This is a genomic window from Pseudomonas sp. B33.4 (assembly GCF_034555375.1).
Taxonomy (GTDB): domain Bacteria; phylum Pseudomonadota; class Gammaproteobacteria; order Pseudomonadales; family Pseudomonadaceae; genus Aquipseudomonas.
In genome coordinates, this window is sequence record NZ_CP140706.1 from 3,723,716 (window position 1) to 3,745,753 (window position 22,038).

At 57.8% G+C, this 22,038-nt stretch carries 24 protein-coding genes; 14 read left to right on the top strand and 10 right to left on the bottom strand.

Annotation, left to right across the window (positions count from 1 at the left end; all coding sequences use genetic code 11):
* Positions 1 to 110 precede the first annotated feature (110 nt).
* The 7 genes from U6037_RS16290 to U6037_RS16325 all read left to right on the top strand — a co-directional run bounded on the left by U6037_RS16290 (position 111) and on the right by U6037_RS16325 (position 6,887).
* Positions 111 to 482, top strand: coding sequence for a response regulator transcription factor (locus U6037_RS16290; RefSeq protein WP_322843721.1), 372 nt, complete (start codon positions 111 to 113; stop codon positions 480 to 482).
* A gap of 216 nt (positions 483 to 698) precedes the next feature.
* On the top strand, positions 699 to 1,901 hold the full coding sequence (locus U6037_RS16295; protein ID WP_322843722.1) for an NAD(P)/FAD-dependent oxidoreductase: 1,203 nt from the start codon (positions 699 to 701) through the stop codon (positions 1,899 to 1,901).
* Positions 1,902 to 1,953: 52 nt separating this feature from the next.
* On the top strand, positions 1,954 to 2,883 hold the full coding sequence (locus U6037_RS16300) for an MBL fold metallo-hydrolase (RefSeq protein WP_322843723.1): 930 nt from the start codon (positions 1,954 to 1,956) through the stop codon (positions 2,881 to 2,883).
* A 149-nt stretch (positions 2,884 to 3,032) separates the two neighbouring features.
* A complete protein-coding gene (locus U6037_RS16305) occupies positions 3,033 to 4,085 on the top strand; it encodes a hypothetical protein (protein ID WP_322843724.1) in 1,053 nt (350 codons plus the stop codon).
* Positions 4,082 to 4,870 (top strand): hypothetical protein, encoded by a 789-nt coding sequence (locus U6037_RS29470; RefSeq protein ID WP_416221682.1) that lies wholly within the window; start codon positions 4,082 to 4,084, stop codon positions 4,868 to 4,870. The genes U6037_RS16305 and U6037_RS29470 overlap by 4 nt, the downstream gene beginning before the upstream one ends.
* Before the next feature lie 85 nt (positions 4,871 to 4,955).
* Positions 4,956 to 6,305 (top strand): PBS lyase, encoded by a 1,350-nt coding sequence (locus tag U6037_RS16320; protein ID WP_322843726.1) that lies wholly within the window; start codon positions 4,956 to 4,958, stop codon positions 6,303 to 6,305.
* A 105-nt stretch (positions 6,306 to 6,410) separates the two neighbouring features.
* Positions 6,411 to 6,887 carry a short chain dehydrogenase gene (locus tag U6037_RS16325; protein ID WP_322843727.1) on the top strand — a complete coding sequence of 159 codons (477 nt, stop codon included), beginning with the start codon at positions 6,411 to 6,413 and terminating at the stop codon, positions 6,885 to 6,887.
* 45 nt (positions 6,888 to 6,932) lie between these two features.
* Here U6037_RS16325 and U6037_RS16330 read toward each other — a convergent pair whose 3' ends face one another.
* Positions 6,933 to 7,367: a DNA methylase gene (locus U6037_RS16330; protein WP_322843728.1), complete on the bottom strand. Its 435-nt coding sequence runs from the start codon at positions 7,365 to 7,367 to the stop codon at positions 6,933 to 6,935.
* Positions 7,368 to 7,561: 194 nt separating this feature from the next.
* On the opposite strand from U6037_RS16330, the gene U6037_RS16335 reads away from it, so the two are divergent.
* Complete coding sequence (locus U6037_RS16335; RefSeq protein ID WP_322843729.1) at positions 7,562 to 7,810, top strand: DUF6555 family protein; 249 nt, start codon at positions 7,562 to 7,564, stop codon at positions 7,808 to 7,810.
* 558 nt (positions 7,811 to 8,368) lie between these two features.
* Here the strand turns inward: U6037_RS16335 and U6037_RS16340 are convergent.
* Positions 8,369 to 8,860 (bottom strand): hypothetical protein, encoded by a 492-nt coding sequence (locus U6037_RS16340; RefSeq protein WP_322843730.1) that lies wholly within the window; start codon positions 8,858 to 8,860, stop codon positions 8,369 to 8,371.
* Between the two features lie 176 nt (positions 8,861 to 9,036).
* On the opposite strand from U6037_RS16340, the gene U6037_RS16345 reads away from it, so the two are divergent.
* Both U6037_RS16345 and U6037_RS16350 read left to right on the top strand, forming a co-directional pair.
* Positions 9,037 to 9,324 (top strand): hypothetical protein, encoded by a 288-nt coding sequence (locus U6037_RS16345; RefSeq protein ID WP_322843731.1) that lies wholly within the window; start codon positions 9,037 to 9,039, stop codon positions 9,322 to 9,324.
* Between the two features lies 1 nt (position 9,325).
* Positions 9,326 to 9,766 carry a hypothetical protein gene (locus U6037_RS16350; RefSeq protein WP_322843732.1) on the top strand — a complete coding sequence of 147 codons (441 nt, stop codon included), beginning with the start codon at positions 9,326 to 9,328 and terminating at the stop codon, positions 9,764 to 9,766.
* A gap of 99 nt (positions 9,767 to 9,865) precedes the next feature.
* Here the strand turns inward: U6037_RS16350 and U6037_RS16355 are convergent, their stop codons facing one another.
* A complete protein-coding gene (locus U6037_RS16355) occupies positions 9,866 to 10,873 on the bottom strand; it encodes an NAD(P)-dependent oxidoreductase (protein WP_322843733.1) in 1,008 nt (335 codons plus the stop codon).
* 496 nt (positions 10,874 to 11,369) lie between these two features.
* On the opposite strand from U6037_RS16355, the gene U6037_RS16360 reads away from it, so the two are divergent.
* From U6037_RS16360 to U6037_RS16375, 4 genes are all read left to right on the top strand, one after another.
* Positions 11,370 to 11,732, top strand: coding sequence for a DUF6124 family protein (locus U6037_RS16360; RefSeq protein WP_322843734.1), 363 nt, complete (start codon positions 11,370 to 11,372; stop codon positions 11,730 to 11,732).
* 246 nt (positions 11,733 to 11,978) lie between these two features.
* Complete coding sequence (locus U6037_RS16365) at positions 11,979 to 13,112, top strand: polymorphic toxin type 44 domain-containing protein (RefSeq protein ID WP_322843735.1); 1,134 nt, start codon at positions 11,979 to 11,981, stop codon at positions 13,110 to 13,112.
* The gene (locus U6037_RS16370) at positions 13,093 to 13,485 is read left to right on the top strand and encodes a hypothetical protein (protein WP_322843736.1); all 393 of its coding nucleotides are present in this window, start codon (positions 13,093 to 13,095) and stop codon (positions 13,483 to 13,485) included. Before U6037_RS16365 ends, U6037_RS16370 begins: the two co-directional genes overlap by 20 nt.
* A gap of 496 nt (positions 13,486 to 13,981) precedes the next feature.
* A complete protein-coding gene (locus U6037_RS16375; RefSeq protein WP_322843737.1) occupies positions 13,982 to 14,344 on the top strand; it encodes a DUF6124 family protein in 363 nt (120 codons plus the stop codon).
* A 222-nt stretch (positions 14,345 to 14,566) separates the two neighbouring features.
* Here U6037_RS16375 and U6037_RS16380 read toward each other — a convergent pair whose 3' ends face one another.
* From U6037_RS16380 to U6037_RS16410, 7 genes are all read right to left on the bottom strand, one after another.
* Positions 14,567 to 14,890, bottom strand: coding sequence for a hypothetical protein (locus tag U6037_RS16380; RefSeq protein ID WP_322843738.1), 324 nt, complete (start codon positions 14,888 to 14,890; stop codon positions 14,567 to 14,569).
* Between the two features lie 176 nt (positions 14,891 to 15,066).
* The gene (locus U6037_RS16385; RefSeq protein WP_322843739.1) at positions 15,067 to 15,324 is read right to left on the bottom strand and encodes a hypothetical protein; all 258 of its coding nucleotides are present in this window, start codon (positions 15,322 to 15,324) and stop codon (positions 15,067 to 15,069) included.
* A gap of 224 nt (positions 15,325 to 15,548) precedes the next feature.
* Positions 15,549 to 15,875 (bottom strand): copper-binding protein, encoded by a 327-nt coding sequence (locus U6037_RS16390; protein WP_322843740.1) that lies wholly within the window; start codon positions 15,873 to 15,875, stop codon positions 15,549 to 15,551.
* The gene (locus tag U6037_RS16395; RefSeq protein ID WP_322843741.1) at positions 15,872 to 19,030 is read right to left on the bottom strand and encodes an efflux RND transporter permease subunit; all 3,159 of its coding nucleotides are present in this window, start codon (positions 19,028 to 19,030) and stop codon (positions 15,872 to 15,874) included. The genes U6037_RS16390 and U6037_RS16395 overlap by 4 nt, the downstream gene beginning before the upstream one ends.
* Positions 19,027 to 20,274 (bottom strand): efflux RND transporter periplasmic adaptor subunit, encoded by a 1,248-nt coding sequence (locus U6037_RS16400; protein WP_322843742.1) that lies wholly within the window; start codon positions 20,272 to 20,274, stop codon positions 19,027 to 19,029. The genes U6037_RS16395 and U6037_RS16400 overlap by 4 nt, the downstream gene beginning before the upstream one ends.
* A complete protein-coding gene (locus U6037_RS16405) occupies positions 20,271 to 21,527 on the bottom strand; it encodes a TolC family protein (protein ID WP_322843743.1) in 1,257 nt (418 codons plus the stop codon). The genes U6037_RS16400 and U6037_RS16405 overlap by 4 nt, the downstream gene beginning before the upstream one ends.
* A 99-nt stretch (positions 21,528 to 21,626) precedes the next feature.
* Positions 21,627 to 21,968 carry a hypothetical protein gene (locus tag U6037_RS16410; RefSeq protein WP_322843744.1) on the bottom strand — a complete coding sequence of 114 codons (342 nt, stop codon included), beginning with the start codon at positions 21,966 to 21,968 and terminating at the stop codon, positions 21,627 to 21,629.
* Between the last annotated feature and the right edge of the window lie 70 nt (positions 21,969 to 22,038).

Genomic DNA, 22,038 nt, shown 5'->3' on the forward strand with positions numbered 1-22,038 from the left:
CAAAGGGTCCTGACCGACTATACCTAGGTATAGTTTTGCGCCGGTGCGTACGGCGTATGGTGCAAGAACAACAGGAGTCGCCATACGTGCCCATCCGACCAGAGAGCCCTATGCAGAACACGGTTGTCATTGCAGTGGTGGACGACGACAAGGCCATTCGCAGTGCGCTGGAAAGCTTGCTGCGCGCTAGCGGCTATCGGGTGCAGACCTATTGCGCCGCCCGTGCTTTCCTTGATTCTACAGACCTCGATCAGGTGGATTGCCTGATTTCCGACATCCAGATGCCCGGCATGAGCGGCCTGGAACTCCATGAAGCGTTGCGCACGCGAGGCTTGCGCATTCCGATGATTTTCGTCACTGCTCATCCCGATGACGTGAACACCCGAGTCCCCGGAGTGGAGGCTTGCCTGCCCAAGCCCTTCCAGGCAGATGACTTGCTCAAGCACATCGACATAGCCCTGAACCGAACCAAGTCCGTGTAGGTTCGATACCTTCGTATACCTCCCTTCAACGCATGCGTAATCGACGCACACCGATGGACAACTGCGCCCGCAGCCCTCACGCCATAGCATTGTTTTCGACAGCAGGCGACTAAGCGCCATGCAGTACGGCAAGCAGTTTGCGGCGGCCAGTGATCGTCACGCCAGCGTCGAAACCACGACTCGGTTTATCCATCCATCAGCGTCAGGGAGCACATTATGAAACAGCAATTATTGGTGATCGGTGCAGGGTTCGGTGGACTCTGGAGCACGTTGAGCGCCGCGCGTTTGCTGGACATGCATGACCGTCACGATGTCGAGATCACACTCCTCGCCCCACAAGCCGAACTGCGCATCCGTCCGCGTTTCTACGAACCCGATGTGCACAGCATGTATGCACCGCTCGATGCGCTGTTCGACGCTGTCGGTGTGCGTTTCGTCAAAGGCACCGCTGAAAGCATCGACGGCCAGGCACGTCGCGTTGGTTATCGCGATGAAAGCGGTCGCCCGGGTGAGCTTTCTTACGATCGACTGGTGCTGGCCAGCGGCAGCCAACTGGCCCGTCCGCCAGTGCCGGGTCTGAAAGAACACGCCTTCGACGTTGACCAGATCGAATCGTCGGCGCGGCTCGAACGCCACCTGATCTCGCTGGCCAGTCAGCCGGCCAGCAAGGCCCGCAACACCGTGGTCATCGCCGGCGGTGGCTTCACCGGGATCGAAACCGCGACCGAAATGCCCGCCCGTTTGCGCGCCATTCTGGGTGAGGGTCAAGACGTTCGAGTGATCATCGTGGATCGCAGCAAAGACATCGCCGCGACCATGGGCGACGGCATTCGCCCGTCCATCATCGAAGCCTCGAAAGAACTGGGTATCGAGTGGATCGTCGACGCCACGGTCGCCGGCGTGGATGCCAACGGCGTCACCCTTGCTGACGGGCGCCACATCGAGAGCAACACGGTGATCTGGACCGTCGGTTTCCGCGCCAGTCCGCTGACCGAACAGCTCAACGCCGAACGCGATGGCCAAGGCCGTCTGCACGTCGATGGCAACCTCAAAGTGCAGGGCCTCGAGCACGTGTTTGCGGCCGGCGATGTCGCCCGCGCCGCCACCGATGACGTCGGCAATTTTTCTGTGATGTCCTGCCAACACGCCATCAGCCTCGGTCGTCACGCCGGCAACAACGCCATCGCCGATCTGCTCGGCGTCGCGCCAACCACTTACCGTCAGCCGAAGTACGTTACCTGCCTCGACCTGGGTACCTGGGGCGCCGTGTACACCGAGGGCTGGGATCGCCAACTGAAACTGGTGAAAGCCGAAGCCAAAGAATTGAAGACACAAATCAACAGCGTGTGGATTTACCCGCCGGTCGCCGAGCGTAGCGCCGCGCTGGCCGCTGCTGACCCGGCGATTCCGGTGGCTTGATCGCCCCGTTCAACCTCGAACCGATGTCTTGCCTGAGTACAAGGAGAACACCATGACCGTGCATCTGGATTCCTTCACCGCCAACAGCGCAACCCTGCAAACCCCGCCCGAAGAACTGGTGCCGTCGCGCTACGCGCTGCGCCTGGGTGACATCGACGTGATGGTGATCAGCGACGGCGTCCTGCCGCTGCCGACCCAGACCATGTCGACCAACGCCGATCCCGAAGCCCGTGCTGCGTGGTTCAAGGAGATGTATCTGGGCCCCGACGCCTTCGACTGGGCACTCAACGTGCTGGTGGTGCGCAGCGGCGAACAGGTGATCCTCGTCGACGCCGGCCTCGGCGGGCAGTTCCCCGGTTTCCCTCGCGCCGGGCAATTCCCCAAACGCCTCGCGGCGGCCGGAATCGACCTCGCAGACGTCACCGATATTGTCGTCACCCACATGCACATGGACCACATCGGCGGCCTGCTCGTCGACACCGTGAAAAACCGTCTGCGCGACGACGTGCGCATCCACGTCACCGCCACCGAAGTCGACTTCTGGACCTCGCCGGACTTCACCTATACCGACATGCCCGCACCGGTGCCGGACGTATTGCGCTCGACCGCCAACGCGTTCATCCAGCAGTACCAAAGCAAACTGCGGATCTTCGAAGACGCGCTCGAAGTCGCCCCCGGCGTTGTCGCCAAACTCACCGGCGGCCACACCCCGGGCCACTGCGTGGTCTACGTGAGCTCAGGCGACGAACGCCTGACCTTCGCCGGCGACGCCCTGTTCCCGGTGGCCTTCGACCACCCGGACTGGCACAACGGCTTCGAGCACGATCCCGATGAAGCGGTGCGTGTGCGCGTGCGGCTGCTGCAGGAAGCTGCGGCCAGTGGCGAACTGTTTGTCGCCACGCACCTGCCGTTTCCATCGGTGGGCCGTGTTGCCGTGAATGGCGAGGTGTTTCGCTGGATTCCGGCGATTTGGGATTATTGATCGCGATTGCGGTGTACACCTTCGCCCGGCCTTTGTCGGGCGAAGTTGCGAATACACAGATGTAGGGTTACCAAGTGGAATACACGCGTGAGGCCGAGTAATCTACGACCGTTTCGAAAAAACTCTTCCCTCAGCATTTGGAATGCCTAATGGCACTGCACGACGCAATCGCCTTTGAAATCCACGCCGGCGTACTCCCGCGACATTTCCGCGCCGCGGACCTTAAAACCATTGGACGCAGGGTTTACCGAAGCCCCACCGACGCCAACCATCGCTACCGCGTGGGTCTGGATTTCTTCGCCGCCAGTACGATCAGTACGCAGTTGGCAAATCTGTGCGAGCACACCGGTTTTTTTACGCGCAACGGTCAAGCAGCGCGTTACCGACGGGTAGCCAAGGGCGTATATGAGTTGCTTGGCCTCGATGAAACGCAAGAGCTGACGGCGGAAGTAGAACCCGATTGCGAAATACCGGTTTCGCCGAACTGCCGAAGTCTGAAATCTTTGGAAGCACGGTTTGCCTGTTACCTTGAGCATGAACCCTTTCAAATTTACGATCGCCGCCGCCGGAAGCTCTATCCAGCCGAGGCGGTCGTTGGGCTGGACGCGCGATTGAACAACTACTTCTGGCCCTCGCCAGCAGTGAGTTTTACAGCCACCGAGCAAGAGTTGCAGGGTTATATCAAGCGTGCGCAGAAACTCATTCCTCATCTAGCTGATAATGCCGACTCGGTGCTGGCGTTGTTCGCGTCCATTTGCAAGTGGGGCGGAGTGCGCGTGCCCACGCAAGATGCCAATGCGGTCGTCGCCAACCTGCAGCGCGCTGCAAACCGCAACGCTCAGCAGCCAGCCGCGATGAACAGTGCATGGACGAAGCTTTACGCCATGTTTTATCCGGATGCCTTCGTGATCTACGACTCACGCGTAGCCACTGCATTGGTGGGCATTGCCGAGGCGGTGCTCGACGATGCCGAGCTCGACAGCTTCAAGGCGCAATATCCTGACTTGGGTCTTATCGCTGGGCGTGGCGGTAGCCGCCCACGAGCGACCCGTGCCGGTTGGCGCAATGCCTACATGTCCTGGCCGGCGCAGCTCGACGCAAACCGCCTTGTTGCGGCCATCTTGCACGCGCTGCAGGCGCGGTCAGGCTTGGCGTATAGCGCCCGACAACTGGAAGCGGTGTTGTTTATGGAAGGCTATTGAGCTGGAGAAATACAATTGGCGTGGGCCAGGTTTCCAATTTGGTCATTCAATTTTCTGCGGGACTTGTCTATACACCCACCATCGACGCAGGACCAATCCACCTAAGTCCGGTGTCAATGGCGGCTGCCTTGAAGGGGTCAACCCTAGTGACCCGGGCGAGGTGCCTGTTGCGGATGGTGGGCCATGGACAATCCATCCGGGATTGTTGCGGCGCGCCTTCGTTAGGCACCGAGACTACTTCGATTGACGACGTTGCCTACAAACCCACCGGAATCCGCTGCTTGTACGCTTGGAACGGGCCTTCTATCGTTTGCCAGCCACCGAACTACAGTAGCCGCATAGGTGGTCACAAATTTAATGGGCGTTTTGCTGCTCCTTTTAGAGTGATGCGCGCTACGCAAATAAAGTTCGCCAACCCAAGCATAAAAACTTTCACTAAAACAAAGATCATGAGAATGAATCACAAAAAACTCGGTTCCGGGATGCAAAGTTTCCTGTCGTGGGTCTTTATTCTTTTATTTATTACCTGCACCAACACCCTCATCTACCTCTCCTCCCTCCTGGATTTCAAAGAAAGCGCAAATCTCATTTTTGTATTTAGCTTTTATCTCATCGCTTACATGGCAGCTTTGTTTTTTCTATCAAAGACATGGCAATGCCTACACAGACTCCTAGCCCCCGAACCACTACCAATCGAAAAAATAGTCGTCACTCATGAGGTAACGTTTGAAGAACTTGAAAAAATCAAGTCGCTCTTGGCAGAGATGAGGTCTTTAAAAAAGTAAGGTTTTTTGCTCTCCGGCACCAGTCGGGTAGGCTGGCGCTTTTGCGCAAACAATTTGCCCCCGCAAGGACGCACAGGACTGACCCATGAACACAACACAAGAATGGCTGATCCGATTGGCACGCAAGCAAGGACAGCCTGCCACTTATGAGGACTATCGGCGCAACGAGGCGCTGGAGATACTCGCTCACTTCGGCAACACCGGCTCATGGGCAGACGTGAGCAATCACGCCAACGGTTTTGTTCGGGAAGTCGCTGTCCGAGAACTGTGCAGGCAGCCTTCTGCCGAAGCATTAGTGGTGCTGATCGAGCGTCTGAACGATTGGGTCCCGCAGGTACGCGACCTGGCAGCGGCAGGCCTGCAACACTACTTGTCTCCCGCCCACACCCAGGCTTGGTTGTCCGCACTTGAACCGTTGATGGGACTGTCAGCGCAACGCCGGGTCGACCACAGCCAGACGCTGTCGACGGTGCGCGCACTGCTGCAATCGGCGGAATGCCGGGATGAGGTGTATGCCGACTTCTTGCATCGTCAGGGCAAAACCGCGCGCTACCTGTTTACGCTGTTGCTGGAAAACCCTGAAAATCCCGAAACCCTGCTCCGTAGTGCTCTGGCGCATCGCGAGTTGACCGTACGTTTGATGGCGGTGCCGGCGAGTACGATGTTGCCGGCGGCGAAAAGTCTGCCGTTGCTCGTTGAAGCGATGTCACGCCCGGGCGGCAAAATCCGCGTGCGCGTGCTGTATGCGCTGCTGCCGCTGCTCGCCGATCCGCAACCTGTTCTGCGCGAAGCCTTGTTGGATGTGTCACCGGCAGTGCGCAATCTGGCGCTGTGGGCCGCATCGCGTAACGACGTTGATGCGCATGCCGTGCTGGCCGAACGCTTGAGTCAACCTTTGCCCACGGCGAAACAACACTGGCTGGGCGTGCTCGGCCTGACCAGTGAACTCACTGGCACGTTGCCAGAGCACTGGCATGCCCGCGCATTACGCTCGGCTTTTGTCACCGTGCGACAGGCCGCAGCGCGCCTGCTTCGCGATAATCAATTGCCAGAACTGTTCGCGGCACTCGATGACCCGTCGGATAAAGTTTTTTCGGTAGTGATTGCGCGACTGGACAAAGTGTCCTGGCCGTTGTTGATCCGTGGAGTGACAGCCAAACTTGATCAAGACTGGTATGAACTCCCGTTGGCGCGGCGCAGCGCCATTTTCCAGCTGCTGCCGACCTGGCAACAAATCGGCTACTTGTTAGGCCGCCTCGACACGGGGCATGCCGGACAAACTTACTGGATAGGTCAAATCGAAGGGTGGTGCGACCGGCAGTATCTGGCCGCCGATCCGGTAACGCCCAAGGCCGAGCGCGAAGCAATGCGGGAAAAGATTCGAGAGTTGACGGCACAAGGACTGATCCGCTCAGGTGTACGTTTGCTCTCCTGAATGATCCGGACTGTTGATTAATACAACTGCTACCTTTCCTCCTTTACATGGAACGACGGTCGATCATTGTTCTCTACCGCTGAACCTACAGCGGAGGGATTGACCATGATTGCCCCTGAAACCGGTATGAAACCGGGTGAGCGTTATCGCATTGAAAGCGTCGAGCGCGCGCCGCAATTTTCCGGATTTTTCCTCGACGGCAAGTATTACCTGGGCCCCGAGTTGCAAACGGCCGTGGGCTGGCTTGAAGGGCAGAATTTCCTGTATGACCAACTCGATCCCAATGGCGAACCGGTTTATCCGGACAGGATCGTCGGCACGATCGCCGCACGGACACTGGCGCTGACAGACGGCCTGCGTCTGAGCATCGAGGAAATGCCGTTTCAGGCAGAGGTCGTTACGCCATTCCGGTCATTTGACGAAGTGATCGTTGAACCCCGACCACTGACGATATCGCAGCGGCAGACAGCAGCAGGCTTGCGCCAACCGATGCAACCTTCGGCGCTCCTGGTTGCAGGCGCTGCATTGCTGGTCGGGCTGTGCCTGTTGGCGATCAATCGTTCTGGTCGTCGAGTCAGGTAGCCTTCACAGAGCGGGTGGTGGCCGTTGCCTTGTCGCTGCCCGCGCTCAAAAGCCAAGTACAGCGCTTGCTTCGCGCATGAAGATTTCCACGGTTTTCGGACCGATGCCGTCGAACTCCAACAGCCGTTTCTCAAACGCCTGGCGATCAGCGCTGGCCTCGACCATATGGCTGACCTTGCCCGCGTACTCGTCGTTTAACCGGCGTGCCAAGGCGTGCAGCCGTACGGCGGTAGTCTCGTCATAACGCACGTAATGCGCCTCCCCGAGCATCGCGACCAGTTCACGATGGCTGCATGCGGCCAGTTTGCGCGGTGTATCGCGCCCGTGTTTATCGGCAATCACCCGATAGGCTTCGGCGGCGATTTCGGCCTGTATCCGCTTGCCCATCAGGAAACTGGCAAGCAGCCATTTGAACAGTGCAGCGTCATCGTCGTGCTTGAGCTGAATAGCCAGATCCTCGGCACTGATCGTCTTGTTCACCGGGACCTCCGGGGGTGAATTCGTTGAGTCTGTTCGTCCGCGTGTCTGCTTGGCAGACGCTCGATCTTTAGGCCACCGCCGGTTCCAACCGTTCAAAGCAAAACAATTGTCAGCAGCCTGAAACAAACCCCGAAAATCCTTTGAATTTTTTGGGTCGGCAAAACTCATTTGCGTATGAGCGTAAGGAGGAACGCATGAGCAACGTCGACATCTTCGTCATCGAATACAAACTTCACGGCCAGCCAAAATCATTCGTCATCCGCGCGAAAACCATGCGCAATGCCGATGCCTGGCATTGGGCGAGTTGCGATGCCGGCATCGCGCCAATTCCCAAACCCGGCAAACCACCGTTGAAAGTCATCTCCAAACCCCAGGCCGAGCGCTTTGGCATTACCGAAGTTAAGTGGCGTGAAACGGCGACCGTGAACTGGACAGAAGCATAGTCATGCTCAAACAGATCGGTAACACGCTGGATGGTGGGATTGGGCAGTCGCCGTGAGGATCCTCAAGCGCCTCGCCGACGCCAGGCGGATACAAACCCGGGCATCCCGCGGATGTCTCGGGTTGGCACGTAAACTAGAAATTAGCGCCTGCTTTTGGGTGGCCCATAGAGTTCGGTTTCCCAGTCCTCAAAAGGCGGTTTTACTTCGAAAGACCGATCGCAGTATGACCGTAGGTAGTCAGTCGCCCTTTTTTGCGCGTGAGTGAAATTAAGGACATTGCCTTCGTCGTCCATCTCTATGACATTCGCAAATATCGCAAAGACCTGTTCAATCGCACTGGGCTCTGAGCCATACATATCGAGGTACTTCACGTCCTCGAGCATGTAGTGGCTTCCACTGGCCATGAAGTATGCGAACGTTCGGAGTGCTCCGCTGAAATCGTTACTTAGCTTTTTCATATCAGGATCTTGTAGGCAACATTAAGGATTTGATTGAGAAGCGATTTTCATCTCCCCCCCTGAGCGAGCAAAGCAAATGGCCCGGCCCGTTAGCTGGTCGCTATGAATACTCCTCAACGCCGGGCGGTCGTTTTATGCCGCGCAGGGTGCGATAGCAAACGCCATTCCCATAAACCAGCCACTTCTCTCCGGCTTTGGCTTTGTGAACCAAGGCTTGCAGCATGCGGACAAGCCGCAAAACTCGGTTCCTGAACAACAAGGGTTGAACCGGCCGCACGGGTTGCCCTGGATAGTGAACGGTACCTAGATGCTCGCGCCAACGAGCCGGTCGCTGACAGAGCTCCGTTTCCAGGTTATTTAAAATCTCCAACGCGTCATCCAGGTCATCACCTTTGAGCTGGAACTTCACGTTTATCGTTCCAATGCCTATTCCCGCATCTCTTTGCGCATATTGTTCAAAAGCAGATGCAATCAGAGAAAAGTATCCATGCGAATGAAAGGAATCAGTATTGAAAGCAATTAGGTCCTGATCGTCCAGCAACCATGATCGGTCTATATTTTTCGGGGTGTATAAGCCGAGGACGTGACGCACGGGACTGCACCTGATTACTGGCTGACTAACGGAAGACCTAGCGTAAGAGGAGCTCCATCTATTTGCTATCATCCTGATGCTTTTTTGTGGCCGAATGCGCGAGCGGCACGCCCACGTAGCGTCTCGCGTTGGCCACCAGCGGTCCGGCAATTCGACTATTCATGTAAGGCACGTTAATGATCTCCGAATTGGCAGTCTCGAATCTTTTATGGCCATGGCGCGGGGATGCCGATACCGGGCTGATGCAACGCTGCAAGGAGTCATGGGACACACCGCTAATCCATTTGAGCGATCTGATGGTCGCTACTTTTTTGAATCAAAATATCGCGCCCGCACACCTGTTGATCGAGGCAAAACACCGCATCGAAGCGCGGGAAAGAGATGGCTCCGAGTACTTCGACGGCCAGCTTCTCGAAGCGATAGAACATGTGAGGTCTCGGGGGCTGGATTTTTCTGGAGTTTGATATGGGGTTCTCCACCACGCTATGGGGGTGGTACGGTCAAAATGAGTACAAGCGGGTTCTTGCCGTATGCGAGGTAATCGAAGCGCTTGGGTTTCTGGCCCAAACCTCGGACATACAGCAGACAACTATTCCGGATTGCCCCGCCTGTGAAGTCTGGTCCGACATGATTCTTCCGATAGAAAAGGTCCTTTCAATCTGCGGAAGCGGGCTACCGGAGGACGTGAAAAGCCGGCTGGAAGACATTTGGCAGCGATGCAATAGCCTTACCGAGGCCGCATTTCATTGCCATGATCGCCTGATCTTTGAGCATGAAGAATGGATGCCCATCAGGACGCGAGCCACAGAGCTGATGGCTTTAATGGAGTCGTCGGAAATCCACCCATTCCTGGGTGACCTGCAATTGGACTGTAAAAAGTTGCTCTCGGAACAATTCGCTGAGTAGTTCACGCTTACCAGATCGGTTTTACGCTTCAACAGTTGAGTGAATGCGCAGCACCGCCGACCTGAATGAGCGGCAAGTCGGCGGTGCTGCGCATGACGGTTACTGCACTCGTAGTTCCAGCAGCTCACCGCCCTCTTTACTCAAACGCTCCAGATACGCACTGGCATCGAGCAACTGATAAGGGAAGTACAGACCTGCCGGAGTGGGTGGTTTGCCATCCAGCCCAAGCAGTCGTTCCAATAACATGGCCACACTGAGCCCTGTCAACGCTGCGGCACCTGCCGGGTGAACGACGGCATGCCGTGTGTGCAACGCCCGACCCTTGCGATCCTCGCCGACCATTTCGATGAGGATCTCGGTCGACATCGGCCGACCCGCGCGTCGCGAAGAACTCACCCCGCTGGCCAGATTGAACTGCACATTTGGCGCGTCGGTGGCGGCAGCCAGCCCGGTAACATCAATGGACGAGAAGCCAGAGGCTTGCATCGACGTGCCGTCCACCGCCCGGAAGCTGACATTATGCTCCTCACCTTCACGCCAGACGTAATTGCCATCGCGCCGCGTCAGGGCGGCGGGCAGCATTTTGCTCAAGTGTTCAAAATCTTTAGCCACGGTCGGCCCGCCGCCGTCCTGCTCGTCAACCAACGCATCAATGCGTATGTCGCGCACCCGGGCAAAGGCTTCAGCAATGTGCAGCGCCGCCACCGTCGTCGCGCCCACCATCCATTCGTAACCCAGCACGATGGGGGACGCGTCAGGGCGATGGATGTAGCTGGCGATTTGCGGCGCAATCTCGAAAATGCCGGACGAAATGCTCAGATGCGGCACCTTGCGCTGCTGCGCAAAACGCAACCCGGCCAGGGAATGATCCATGTAGAAAACCGCCACGGCGCTGATCGGGCGATTGCCCAATCCCAGGTCATCTGCCGCAGGATCAATGACCACCCCCTGCGCCCCGCCCATTTCCTCGGCGGCTTGTTGAGCTTTGGCCAGGTCGCGGCCGCCGATCAGCAACGGGACGTCGGGATGGGCGGCGCGCAGGGCTTTGGCAGAACGGTGGCCGATGGCGCCGGAGCCACCCAGAAACAAAATCGGATGAACTGACATGGGTATCCTTCCTCGTCTTTTTTGGGTTGCAACCTAGTGTTGGTGCGTGCCCGGCCGCGAGGGTTCCAAGCCATTGCCTGAGCTACAGGGCGGGCCGACGAATGTCATTTTGAACGGCGTGTTGATGATGCGTGTTTAGGAGTTTTCCGTAGCTGTTTAAAAGACACGTCGCGTTACCGGCTCAAGGCTACAACTTCTTGCGCCATTGCCTACGACTACGCCAGAATCCGCCGGCTTGTGCGTCTGGGATGCAGGTTTTATCGTTTCCGGGTCACTGAAAAACAGTGATGGGGTTTGGTAGCCCGTTTCCATATGACGCATAACGTCACCGTGCGCAGATGCTTTTTCAGCATTTGTCTTATGGTGGCCATGCGCAGGGCGTCCTCGGGCGCGCCGGATTTTCCATATGGGCCGGTCTACCAACCTTCGTATGGCCACCACCTTTCGTTTGGTAGCGAAGGTGATGGCTCCTTAAGTCCCATATGGAGCTTCATCTATGTTCAAACCAACGCCGAATCCACCAGAAACCGATCCAGTTTCACCCTACAAATTCCCGGACTCCCGAACACTCAACGACGCAGCCGAACGCGCCCTCGATTACTACCTCACGCCAGCCCAACGCATCATGGGCAGCGACAAAAAACACGCTCCCATGTTTCTGGCCAACTCCGACTACGACAGCGAGTCCCTGCTCGTCAACGCCAGCGAGTCCCTCAGCTCAGCCACCGAAATGCTCTGCAACTTCGCCGCCCTCCTTGACCCAGGCCACCGCAAAACTGCGCTGGGGATTGCGCAAGTGGTGATGCTGGGGGAACTGGCGGTTAATCAAGCACTGGATAAAGTTGTGCCGGTGGACTGATGGGAGTTCCCACTGTGGCGGCTGTGAGGTCACCGCCACAGTGGGGAACGTATATTTAACGCGTCTGTTATCGGCCAAGGACTGAGACTCCCGGCCGATAGCTGCCGGATAAAATATGTCTGCCAAAAACACAAACTCAGATTGCTCCTAAAGACTCACCTGAGCCGGTGCGGTAATCTCCCCGTGTCTAAAAAGCACTTTCAGTCTTCACGATTTGACATTTTTATTGCACGACAAGGATGCCGTATGACTCCCTCCGCTCGATTGGGTGACAAGCATGTCTGCCCAATGCCCGGTCACGCCACTACCCCGATTGCTTCCGCCAGTGGTGATGTAAACATTAACTTCATGGGATCTGCTCGCGTTGGCGATACCTGCGGCTGTGGAGCTGTGATCACCACAGGATTCCCCTCCATTCAGGTGAACGGGCGCCCCATGGCCCATTTGGGCAGTCCAACCAGCCACGGCGGAACAATCATTTCCGGGTCAGGCGATGTGGGTGGTGGTTTTGTCATGGGGGATGCGGGTGGTGCAACCATCATCAACTTCATGGCGCTCGGTGCGTTCCGTCCAGATGGCTCTGTGGATGACGAAAAAATGGCCACACTGCTCGCTGACCCGAAATTGAAAGAGAAAGCAGTAGCCGCAAACGCTCTTGTAACGCCCAAACCCACCCCGAAAAAGCCCAAGGCAAAGCCTGAACCCAAAGCTGCCGTCACGTGCAAAGACCCTGACATGATGGAACAGGTGGCCAGCTATATCGCCGGGGAAATGAACCGTAACATCACCCATCCCTCTGTACTCAAAATGAAGAAGCTGTTGAGCTACGACGCAGCAGCCGAAAACGCAGAATTTCAAAAGCTACCTTTGTATGCGCGCCTTGCCCCTCCTAACTTCCAAGCAATTGCACTTGCTAACACTGTCACTGCAATGGGCCTTTGGGCTGAGCGGGTAGGTCAAAATCGGCCTTGGGATCATAAGGTGACAATTGGGCAAAAGTTCGGTGGGCCTTGGCAGAAGCAAGGTCAGCTCGATTACTTCTACGACATCTGGTCGAACATCCACTATGGCTACGTGGGGCGCTACGGTGGGCTTTCTGAAGAGATTCTTCTGGACGGAGCCGGTCTTGAACAAGTGGCATCTGACTCCCTTCGTAAAATTCAGAAGTGGAACGAACGGAAAGGGCCTCACCGCTCAGCGGACATCGAAGGCATGCGGGCTTGGGACGACATAGGCGACCGAGTCTCGATCAGCATTGGCGTCAAACTCTACAAGCAGCACCCCAACGGAGGGATTACGGCAAAAATGGTAATGGGCGAAGTTTTAGCACTACCACGTTCAAGCTGGGGAGACGGCACACGTGACCACGTCTGCAAATAAACCGAAACGGCATTTCTGGCGCTGGGCGGTGGCGTTGTTGCTCGCACCCATCGCCTTTTGGTATGTCGCGACTCCACAAGTGAGCTTCCACTTCTCTGAGAAGGGACAGGGGCGCCTCGGTTACATTCTGAATGTTCAACACGACATCTCAAAAGGCGAGATCTACCCGGGTGAAGTTACTGGGGGCGCAGGACTTATTTTCCCGAACAGCCAGTTTTTTATGGAGTTCGACTGGAACAACGGCGGGAAATCACATTGCATCCGGGTTAACCCGAAATGGCCGAATACTGATGTTTACATCGGGGAGGATGGTGGTATCGATAGCCGTACTGATGACGAAGCGATTGAAGCCTGTGGGCCATTTCCGGAGTAGAAAAGGTCGAGGGATCGTGCGAGACCAGACCATGTATCTGCGCGTGGTTTGCCTCAAACCCGTCCCCAGGTTCTAGAAATAAAACCTACCGTTTTTTGTTGGAGGACAGACTGACGAGCGTCATTTTGAACGACGTGTTTAGGAGTTTTCCATCACTGTTTAAAAGACACGTCGCGCTACCTGCTTAAGGCTACAACGTCTTGCGCCATTGCCTACGACTACGCCAGAATCCGCCGGCTTGTGCGCTTCAAAGGCCACCGGTAACTTGGTTCGTGTCACTGATTCCCAGTGATCGGGTTTAGTAGCCCGTGGTAAATGAAAGTGCACAAGCGTCCGTCAAAAGGTATTCACGTACCTGCACTTGATGGTGGCTGTGCGTAGGGCGCTCTCGGGCGCGCCGGCTTTCTTCTTTTCCCCGGTCTACTAACCTGCGTACAGCTGCCACCCCTTGTTTAGTAGCTCGGTGCGGCGGCCACACCACAGGAAAAAGAAGAACATGTTCAAGATCACGCCGAACCCGCCGGAAACAGATCCGGCCTCCCCGTACGAATCCCCCGATTCCAGGAAATTCCACGAAGCCGCCGAACGCGCCCTCGACTACTACCTCACGCCAACCCGCCGCATCATGGGCAGCGACAAAAAACACGCGCCCATGTTTCTGGCCAATTCCGACTACGACAGTGAGTCCCTGCTGGTTAACGCCAGCGAATCCCTCAGCTCAGCCACCGAAATGCTCTGCAACTTCGCCGCCCTCCTGGACCCTGGCCACCGCAAAACTGCGCTGGGGATTGCGCAAGTGGTGATGCTGGGGGAACTGGCGGTGAATAAAGCACTGGATGAAGTTGTGCCGGTGGATTGAGGGGACATCCCTTTGTGGCGGCGGTCAGGTTGCCGCCGCATAGGGATTAAGAGTGCTTAATGCGCCTGCTATCGGCCAATTGCGGCCCATCAATTAAAGGCGCTTTTGTCCGAAAAGCACCATTCAAAAATATCTGAAGCACGACGCGCAGGCACCGAACTCAAGGACGATGTAGCCCTGTCGCATCCCGCCAGTACATGGTTTGTTCGAACTGAAAGCTAACTAGAAAGAAGGCTGAACACGACTGAGTATTGATTGGGCGACTTTTTCCAAATCTTCCATAGCCGACTCTCCCTCTGGTTCAGGCCCTTTAATTCTAATGGTACAACGCACAGCGACAGGAAAGTCGAAACCCATTGTATTCTCAGCATAAATCGTGGGGTCACCGAAGGCGTCATCGGTACTTAATTTAAGTCCTGAGCTAAATTCAGCGTATAGCCCATCTTCTGTTACCTCGACTTTTCGAGCACCAGCATTCTCAAGGGCATTGCTCAATGTCAAAATTGTGAGCGTACTATCAGCTTCCAAACACAGATCAAGACTCATCAATCCTCCCTTTTTCCCGCTGAACACTTGCACCAAATTTGAATGCGATCGTCGCGACAATGTATTTGACTAGCGGTATGAATGTCCGCTTCTGGCCGAAAGCAGTCGTTCGTGACGAGTGTCCATCGACCATAAGCAGCTCTTGGTGGAGAGCAATAATTGTCTGGCGCAAAGATTCAATTGGCGACGTCGGCGGGGCCCAGAAGGAGTTCATAGGCCAACCCTGCCTCATAAAAGCACGTTCGCCATTCTAGAAAACCAGGACGGTCCTCGCACAGAAGGCGAACGATCTGCCCATCCTCTGCGATACAGACTTCTTCCACCAAAGCGATATCCCCCGGTGCCGCCTCCCGAGAGCTAATCCAATCAGTTAAAACTACTTTTGTTTGATCAGCGCTGATTAGTTTTATGAGATCGCCTTTAGAAAGTGCCATGTCCTTTCACCTGGATTTTTACTGATAAAGAAGTACATGAGCCTATCGGTTTTTTAAGAAAAGGTCTTTTTTCGGTCCGAAGGCTTCCTTTGGGCTATGTCCGCTTCTGGCCGAAAGCTACCGGTCGAAAATGAGCGAACTCAGCTGGACTACGGCCCGCCTCGGACTAACTTATTAGCAAAACCGGCACAATAACCCGTGCCGGCAAACGCTCCCTCAACCCCTCATTTTTTCATGTCAATGATCGCTGCCCTCCCCCCATCCACCCGAAATGAAAACACCACCCGATCCCCAACCTCAAACCCTGCCAACTGCTCCTCCGCCACTGAAAACCCCATCGTCATCGGCGGCCATTGCAACGCCGGGACCGCGCCATGCGCCAGCGTTACCATATGCTTCACAGGATCAATCGCCTTGATCGTCCCCTCAGCACTCGCAACAGCGGACGACTGCGACGCCTGCTCCATTTTCATTCCTGCCATGTCCTCCGCCCAAGCAGCAAACGACAACATCCCGGCAATCCCGAAAACCGCAATCAAACCCAGTTTCATACAGCCTCCCCTTCATTAATGACACGTTCAACAGCCACCCCCCGCCGACGCATCAACCGATACGCCGCCGGAATCACAAACAACGAAAGCAACGGTGCCGTGACCATCCCACCCACCATCGGCGCAGCTATACGGCTCATCACTTCACTCCCCGATCCACTCCCCAGCAGAATGGGCAACAACCCGGCGATGATCACCGCCACCGTCATGGCCTTGGGTCGCACTCGTTGCACGGCGCCTTCGCGAATGGCTGCGACCAGTGCGCGCTCGGAGGTGTCGCCGAGGTCTATGCGCTCAGCCCAGGCATTCTTCAAGTAGAGCAACATGATCACACCGAACTCGGCGGAAACGCCGGCCAGGGCGATGAAGCCGACGCCGGTGGCGACCGACAGGTTGTAGCCAAGCAGATAGAGAAACCACGCGCCGCCCGTCAGTGCGAACGGCAGCGTGGCCATAATCAGCAGAGCTTCGTCGAAGCGGGTGAAGGTCAGGTAGAGCAGCACGAAGATGATCAACAGCGTCGCCGGGACTACCAGTTTGAGGCGTGCGTTGGCCCTTTCGAGGAACTCGAACTGGCCCGAGTAGCTGAGGCTCATGCCGGGCTGCAATTTGACCTGTTCGTTGACGGCATGGCGCAGATCGGCGACGACCGAGGCGATGTCCCGTCCGCGCACGTCGATGTACACCCAGCCTGAGGGTCGGGCGTTTTCGCTTTTGAGCATCGGGGGGCCGTCGGTGATGGTGATTCTGGCGACGGTGCCGAGGCTGATCTGCAGGCCTGATGCGGTGTAGATCGGCAATCGTTCCAGGGCACCCGGCGAGTCCCGCCACTCGCGTGGGTAACGCAGGTTGATCGGGAAACGCGCGAGGCCTTCAATGGTTTCTCCGACGTTTTCACCGCCGATGGCGCCGGCAACGATGGCTTGCACATCGGCGATGTTCAAGCCGTAGCGGGCCGCCGTTTTGCGGTCGATATCAACGTCGATGTAGCGCCCGCCGGTCAGCCGTTCGGCCAGTGCGGAACTGACGCCGGAGACGTTTTTCGCGACGCCCTCGACCGCTTGGGTGACGGCGTCGATTTCGGCGAGGTTGGTGCCAGCGACTTTTACCCCAATGGGGCTTTTGATACCGGTGGCCAACATGTCGATGCGGTTGCGAATCGGCGGAATCCAGATGTTGGTCAAACCGGGCACACGCACCACGCGGTCGAGTTCCTCCACCAGTTTCTCCGGGGTCATCCCGGCGCGCCATTGCTCGTGGGGCTTGAACGAAATGGTGGTTTCGAACATCTCCAGCGGCGCCGGGTCCGTGGCCGTTTCGGCGCGGCCGGCCTTGCCGAAGACGTGCGCCACTTCGGGCACGGTCTTGATCAGGCGATCGGTCTGTTGCAGCAATTGCGCGGCCTTCTGCGCCGACAGCCCAGGCAAAGCCGACGGCATATAAAGCAGATCGCCCTCGTCCAGCGGCGGGAGAAACTCGCCACCCAAACGCGACATTGGCCACAGCGCACTGACGAACACCAATAGTGCTGCCAGCAAGGTGATTTTTGGACGACGAAGCACCGCGTCCAGCGCAGGTTGGTAGATCCGGATCAGCCAGCGATTCAAAGGGTTCTGCTGTTCACCGGGAATGCGTCCGCGTATCCAGTAACCCATCAGTACCGGCACCAGCGTCACTGACAAACCAGCCGCTGCCGCCATGGCGTAGGTCTTGGTAAACGCCAACGGCCCGAACAACCGACCCTCCTGCGCTTCGAGTGTGAACACCGGGATGAACGACAGCGTGATGATCAACAGGCAAAAGAACAGCGCGGGGCCGACTTCTGCCGCCGCGTCGGTCATCACCTGCCAATGCCGCTCACCCTGCAGTTCCTCGCCCGGATTGGCCGCATGCCACGCCTCGATTTTTTTATGCGCGTTCTCGATCATGACCACGGCGGCGTCGACCATCGCACCGATGGCAATGGCGATCCCGCCCAACGACATGATGTTGGCGTTGAGGCCCTGATAGCGCATGACGATAAAGGCAATCAGCACGCCCACCGGCAGGGAAATGATCGCCACCAGCGATGAGCGCAAGTGCCACAGAAAGATCCCGCACACCAGTGCCACGACGATGAACTCTTCGAGCAGTTTGTGGCTGAGGTTTTCGACCGCGCGATCGATCAGCTTGCTGCGATCGTAGGTGGTGACGATTTCAACACCGGCCGGCAGGCTGCTTTTCAGTTCGTCGAGTTTGTTTTTGACTGCTGCAATGGTGTCCCGGGCGTTCTTGCCGCTGCGCAAAATCACCACGCCACCGACCGCCTCGCCTTCGCCGTCGAGTTCGCTGATGCCACGGCGCATTTCCGGGCCCAAATGAATCGTCGCTACATCGCCCAACGTCACCGGTACGCCGCCGGCGCCGAGTTTGAGCGGGATCGCGCGAAAATCATCGAGCGACTTCAGGTAACCGGACGCCCGTACGATGAACTCGGATTCGGCCATCTCCAGCACCGCACCACCGGTTTCCTGATTGGCTTTGCCGATCGCTGCGGCTATCTGGCTCTGCGTGATACCGAGGCTGGCCATTTTCAGCGGTTCAAGTTGCACCTGATACTGCTTGACCATGCCGCCGACCGTGGCCACTTCCGCGACATTGGGCAGCGTTTTCAGCTCGAACTTGAGGAACCAGTCCTGCAGTGCGCGCAGTTGCGCCAGATCATGCCCACCGGTGCGATCCACCAGCGCGTACTGATAGATCCAGCCAACCCCTGTGGCATCCGGCCCCAATGCCGGTTTGGCACTCGCCGGTAGTCGACTCTGGATCTGGCTCAGGTACTCGAGCACCCGCGAACGCGCCCAGTAAAGATCCGTACCGTCCTCGAACAGCACATAGACAAAGCTGTCGCCAAAGAACGAGTAACCGCGCACGGTTTTCGCCCCCGGCACCGAGAGCATGGTGGTCGCTAATGGATAGGTCACCTGGTTCTCGACGATCTGCGGGGCTTGTCCCGCATAGGGCGTGCGGATGATGACTTGCACGTCGGACAGGTCCGGCAGCGCATCGACAGGCGTGCTCTGCACCGACCAGACGCCCCACGCGGTGACAAATAGCGTCGCCAGCAGCACCAGAAAACGATTGGCGACGGACCAGCGAATAAGAGCAGCGATCATGGCTGACCTCCCGATTTCGCGTCTTCAGAACCGGCGACGATGCCTTTGAGACTGGCCTCTGAGTCGAGCAGGAACTGCCCCGACGTGATGACTTTCTGGCCCTCTTCGAGGCCTTTGAGAATGACGGTTTTGCCATCGCTCTCCTGCCCCGGTTGCACCTCCACGGGACGATAGCGGCCGACGTCTTCGGCAAGCATCACCAGGGCACGTCGGCCAGTGCGAATGATCGCCTCGCTCGGCACCCACAACACACTCTGCCCGGTTGAACGAATCAAGCGTACTTGCGCCGTCAAACCGGGCTTGAGGAGCCCGTCCGGATTGGGCAGTTCGACGCGGACGCGCAAGGTGCGACTGTCCGCATTGGTGTCCGGCAGAATGGTGCTGACCCTGCCTATGACCCTGGTTCCGGGAAAGGCCGGGAATTGCGCCTCAACCGACTGGCCCGCGGCGATGGTGCCAGCCTCTGATTCGGGAACGGCCACCGCCAGCCAGACACGGCTCAAACCATTGACCCGCGCCAGCGTCTCGCCCGCCGCCACGGTCATGCCGATCCGCAGGTTGAGCTCTTGCAACACGCCGCCAATCGGGCTGGTCAACGTCAGGTAAGGCTGGACCTTACCGCTGCGCTCGACCTGCGCAATCAATGCCGGGGGCATCCCGGTGAGCCGTAAGCGCTGGCGCGCCGCAGCGAGCAAATCGCGATCACCATTGTTTTTGAGTGCCAGGAACTCGGTCTGCGCCGCCGCCCACTCGGGCACCAGAATATCCGCCAACGCCGCGTTGGCTTTGAGCAGATCACCTGGCGCATGGGCGTAAACCCGCTCGACAAAGCCCGGAGTGCGGGCCTGGATGACCGCGACATCCCGCTCGTTGAAAGCGAGGATCCCGGTCACGTCGAGAGGCGAGTCAAACACCCCACGGGCGACCGCTGCCGAGCGCAACCCGAGATTCTGAGCCACGCCGGGATCGATGCTGACCGTCGCTTGATCGCTGCTGCCACTGGCATATTGCGGCACCAGTTGCATGTCCATGAAGGGCGACTTGCCTGGCTTGTCGAATTTTTGCTGCGGGTACATCGGGTCGTACCAGTACAACGCCTTGCGATCGTTCGCCGTGTTGAGGTGCTGCTCAGGCGCAGCGGCCTGCACGTTGCTGATGCGTTGAGGCGCCAGCCAGTAACCACCGACAACGCCCACTGCCATTGCAACGCCGGCCAGCAATGCCCCGCTCCATTTAAGGCTCATTGGCTGACCTCCCCGTAGGCAAAGTAGAGCCGTGCGCTGGTCAGCGCTCGCTGCTCCTCCACGTCGATCTGCTTAAGACGAGCCTCGATGAGTTCTCGGCGGGCAGCGACAAGCGCATTCAAATCGATTTTGCCGGCGCGGTAGCTGGCCATGTTCAGTTCGACTTTCTCTTTGGCCAGCGGCACCAGACTTTGCGCATTGCGCTGGACCGCGCGATTCAGCCGTTCATAGTCAGCCAGCGCACTTTCCAGTTGCTCGGTGTGCTCGCGTGACAAGGCTTCGCGCTCGGATTCGAGTTGGTTGACTTCCGCTTCTCGCGCGGCGATTTTCGGGTTCTGTCGGGTCTGCGCAAACAGCGGCAGATCCCAGGACAGTTGCACGCTGACCATGTCGCCAAACTGCCGGTCGCGATGCTGATAATCCACCTCCCAACTCCAGTCGGACTTTTTCTCCGCCTGCGCCTCGCGCACCCTGGCTTGCGCTTCGCGGGTCATCGGCCCGTACGCGGCCAACTCAGGATGGTGTTGCAGCTTATGAGACAGGCCTGAATTATTGATCGGCCACTGCGGCAGACTGCCCACCGGCGTTTCGTTGGCAGCCGGACCGATCCAGCGTTTCAGTGCCGCGCGTGCCTGGGCACGCTGGCGAATCAGATCGTCCTGCTGCTCGGCCAGTTGCGCCGCTTCCTGCTTCGGTGTCACGGCATCGGCCGGTTGCGCAAGCCCCCCGGCAATCTGCGCGCGGACGGTGTCGCTCAGCAGGCGATTCTCTTTATAGAAGTCCTGAAACAGCGCGTCCTTGCGTTCCACCGAATAGCTGCTGATCCAGGCCAGCGCCGTGGCCTGGCGAACGTTCAGGCGTTCGACCTGACGCTCGGCGGCAGCACGATCGACACCAGCGTTGGCTACGTCGATGCGCGCCTTGCGTTTGTCAGCATTGAGCATGTCTTGCCTGACCCCGACCATTTGCATGGTCATGAAGTCGTCGTTGACACTCCAGCGGTCCGGGCCGCCGATGGGATAGTTCTGCAGGCCGGCAATCAGCTTCGGGTCGGGTAATTCCCCCGCTGGAACAGCCGCACTGCTGGCAGCCTGAATCTTTGCATCCTGCGCCGCCAGCGATGGTGCGGTGTTTTCCGCCAGTCGCAAGGCTTCATCTAGCGTCAAAGCGGCAGCGAGGCTCGGCAAGGCCAGCACGCTTGCCAGCAGCCCGGCCACGAGGGACCAACCTGTGCAACAGCACTTGGAGTTCATGTTTGCGATTCCTGTGATGATCCGCTGCGCGCGTCAAACGACCTGCGCACAGCCATGCCATCCCGTTAAAACAGGATGAGGTTCAATAACGGACAGGAATCAGACGCGGGGCGGTCGCCAGACCCCGGACGGGGTGGGCACAGGAACGGAATCGCTGGCAAAGGCCAGCACGACGGGGCTGAACAGGGTCACGGGCGGCTTGACGATCGAGACTTGCAGCATCCCGCCCGTCTTGCATTCCTGACCCGGCTTGCAGGGTTTGCCATGCTCGGTCGGGCTTTTCATGTCATTGCAACAATCCATGCCCATGTCGTCCATCATCGCCATGCCCATCGTCTTCATCGGGCACGGTTCTGTCGGCGCCTGCACCCCCGCCATCCCGCTGAGGGGAAGCGCCAGGCTGATCACGAAGATGAGGCAAAGCCGCAGGTAGCGTTTCATGGGGTTGGAGTGTAGCCGTCGCAATTGGCGCGAACAATCGATGGGACACGGGCTCGCAGCAATCTCGTGC

Bases quoted from the DNA above. Each gene is read 5' to 3' on its own strand.
- U6037_RS16335 (WP_322843729.1), top strand. From the start codon at position 7,562: ATGAGCAACGTCGACATCTTCGTCATCGAATACAAACTTCACGGCCAG.
- U6037_RS16305 (WP_322843724.1), top strand. From the start codon at position 3,033: ATGGCACTGCACGACGCAATCGCCTTTGAAATCCACGCCGGCGTACTC.
- U6037_RS16360 (WP_322843734.1), top strand. From the start codon at position 11,370: ATGTTCAAACCAACGCCGAATCCACCAGAAACCGATCCAGTTTCACCC.
- U6037_RS16405 (WP_322843743.1), bottom strand. From the start codon at position 21,527: ATGAACTCCAAGTGCTGTTGCACAGGTTGGTCCCTCGTGGCCGGGCTG.
- U6037_RS16400 (WP_322843742.1), bottom strand. From the start codon at position 20,274: ATGAGCCTTAAATGGAGCGGGGCATTGCTGGCCGGCGTTGCAATGGCA.
- U6037_RS16390 (WP_322843740.1), bottom strand. From the start codon at position 15,875: ATGAAACTGGGTTTGATTGCGGTTTTCGGGATTGCCGGGATGTTGTCG.
- U6037_RS16375 (WP_322843737.1), top strand. From the start codon at position 13,982: ATGTTCAAGATCACGCCGAACCCGCCGGAAACAGATCCGGCCTCCCCG.
- U6037_RS16290 (WP_322843721.1), top strand. From the start codon at position 111: ATGCAGAACACGGTTGTCATTGCAGTGGTGGACGACGACAAGGCCATT.
- U6037_RS16385 (WP_322843739.1), bottom strand. From the start codon at position 15,324: ATGGCACTTTCTAAAGGCGATCTCATAAAACTAATCAGCGCTGATCAA.
- U6037_RS16300 (WP_322843723.1), top strand. From the start codon at position 1,954: ATGACCGTGCATCTGGATTCCTTCACCGCCAACAGCGCAACCCTGCAA.
- U6037_RS16395 (WP_322843741.1), bottom strand. From the start codon at position 19,030: ATGATCGCTGCTCTTATTCGCTGGTCCGTCGCCAATCGTTTTCTGGTG.
- U6037_RS16355 (WP_322843733.1), bottom strand. From the start codon at position 10,873: ATGTCAGTTCATCCGATTTTGTTTCTGGGTGGCTCCGGCGCCATCGGC.
- U6037_RS16320 (WP_322843726.1), top strand. From the start codon at position 4,956: ATGAACACAACACAAGAATGGCTGATCCGATTGGCACGCAAGCAAGGA.
- U6037_RS16345 (WP_322843731.1), top strand. From the start codon at position 9,037: ATGATCTCCGAATTGGCAGTCTCGAATCTTTTATGGCCATGGCGCGGG.
- U6037_RS16295 (WP_322843722.1), top strand. From the start codon at position 699: ATGAAACAGCAATTATTGGTGATCGGTGCAGGGTTCGGTGGACTCTGG.
- U6037_RS16325 (WP_322843727.1), top strand. From the start codon at position 6,411: ATGATTGCCCCTGAAACCGGTATGAAACCGGGTGAGCGTTATCGCATT.
- U6037_RS16365 (WP_322843735.1), top strand. From the start codon at position 11,979: ATGACTCCCTCCGCTCGATTGGGTGACAAGCATGTCTGCCCAATGCCC.
- U6037_RS16350 (WP_322843732.1), top strand. From the start codon at position 9,326: ATGGGGTTCTCCACCACGCTATGGGGGTGGTACGGTCAAAATGAGTAC.
- U6037_RS16410 (WP_322843744.1), bottom strand. From the start codon at position 21,968: ATGAAACGCTACCTGCGGCTTTGCCTCATCTTCGTGATCAGCCTGGCG.
- U6037_RS16380 (WP_322843738.1), bottom strand. From the start codon at position 14,890: ATGAGTCTTGATCTGTGTTTGGAAGCTGATAGTACGCTCACAATTTTG.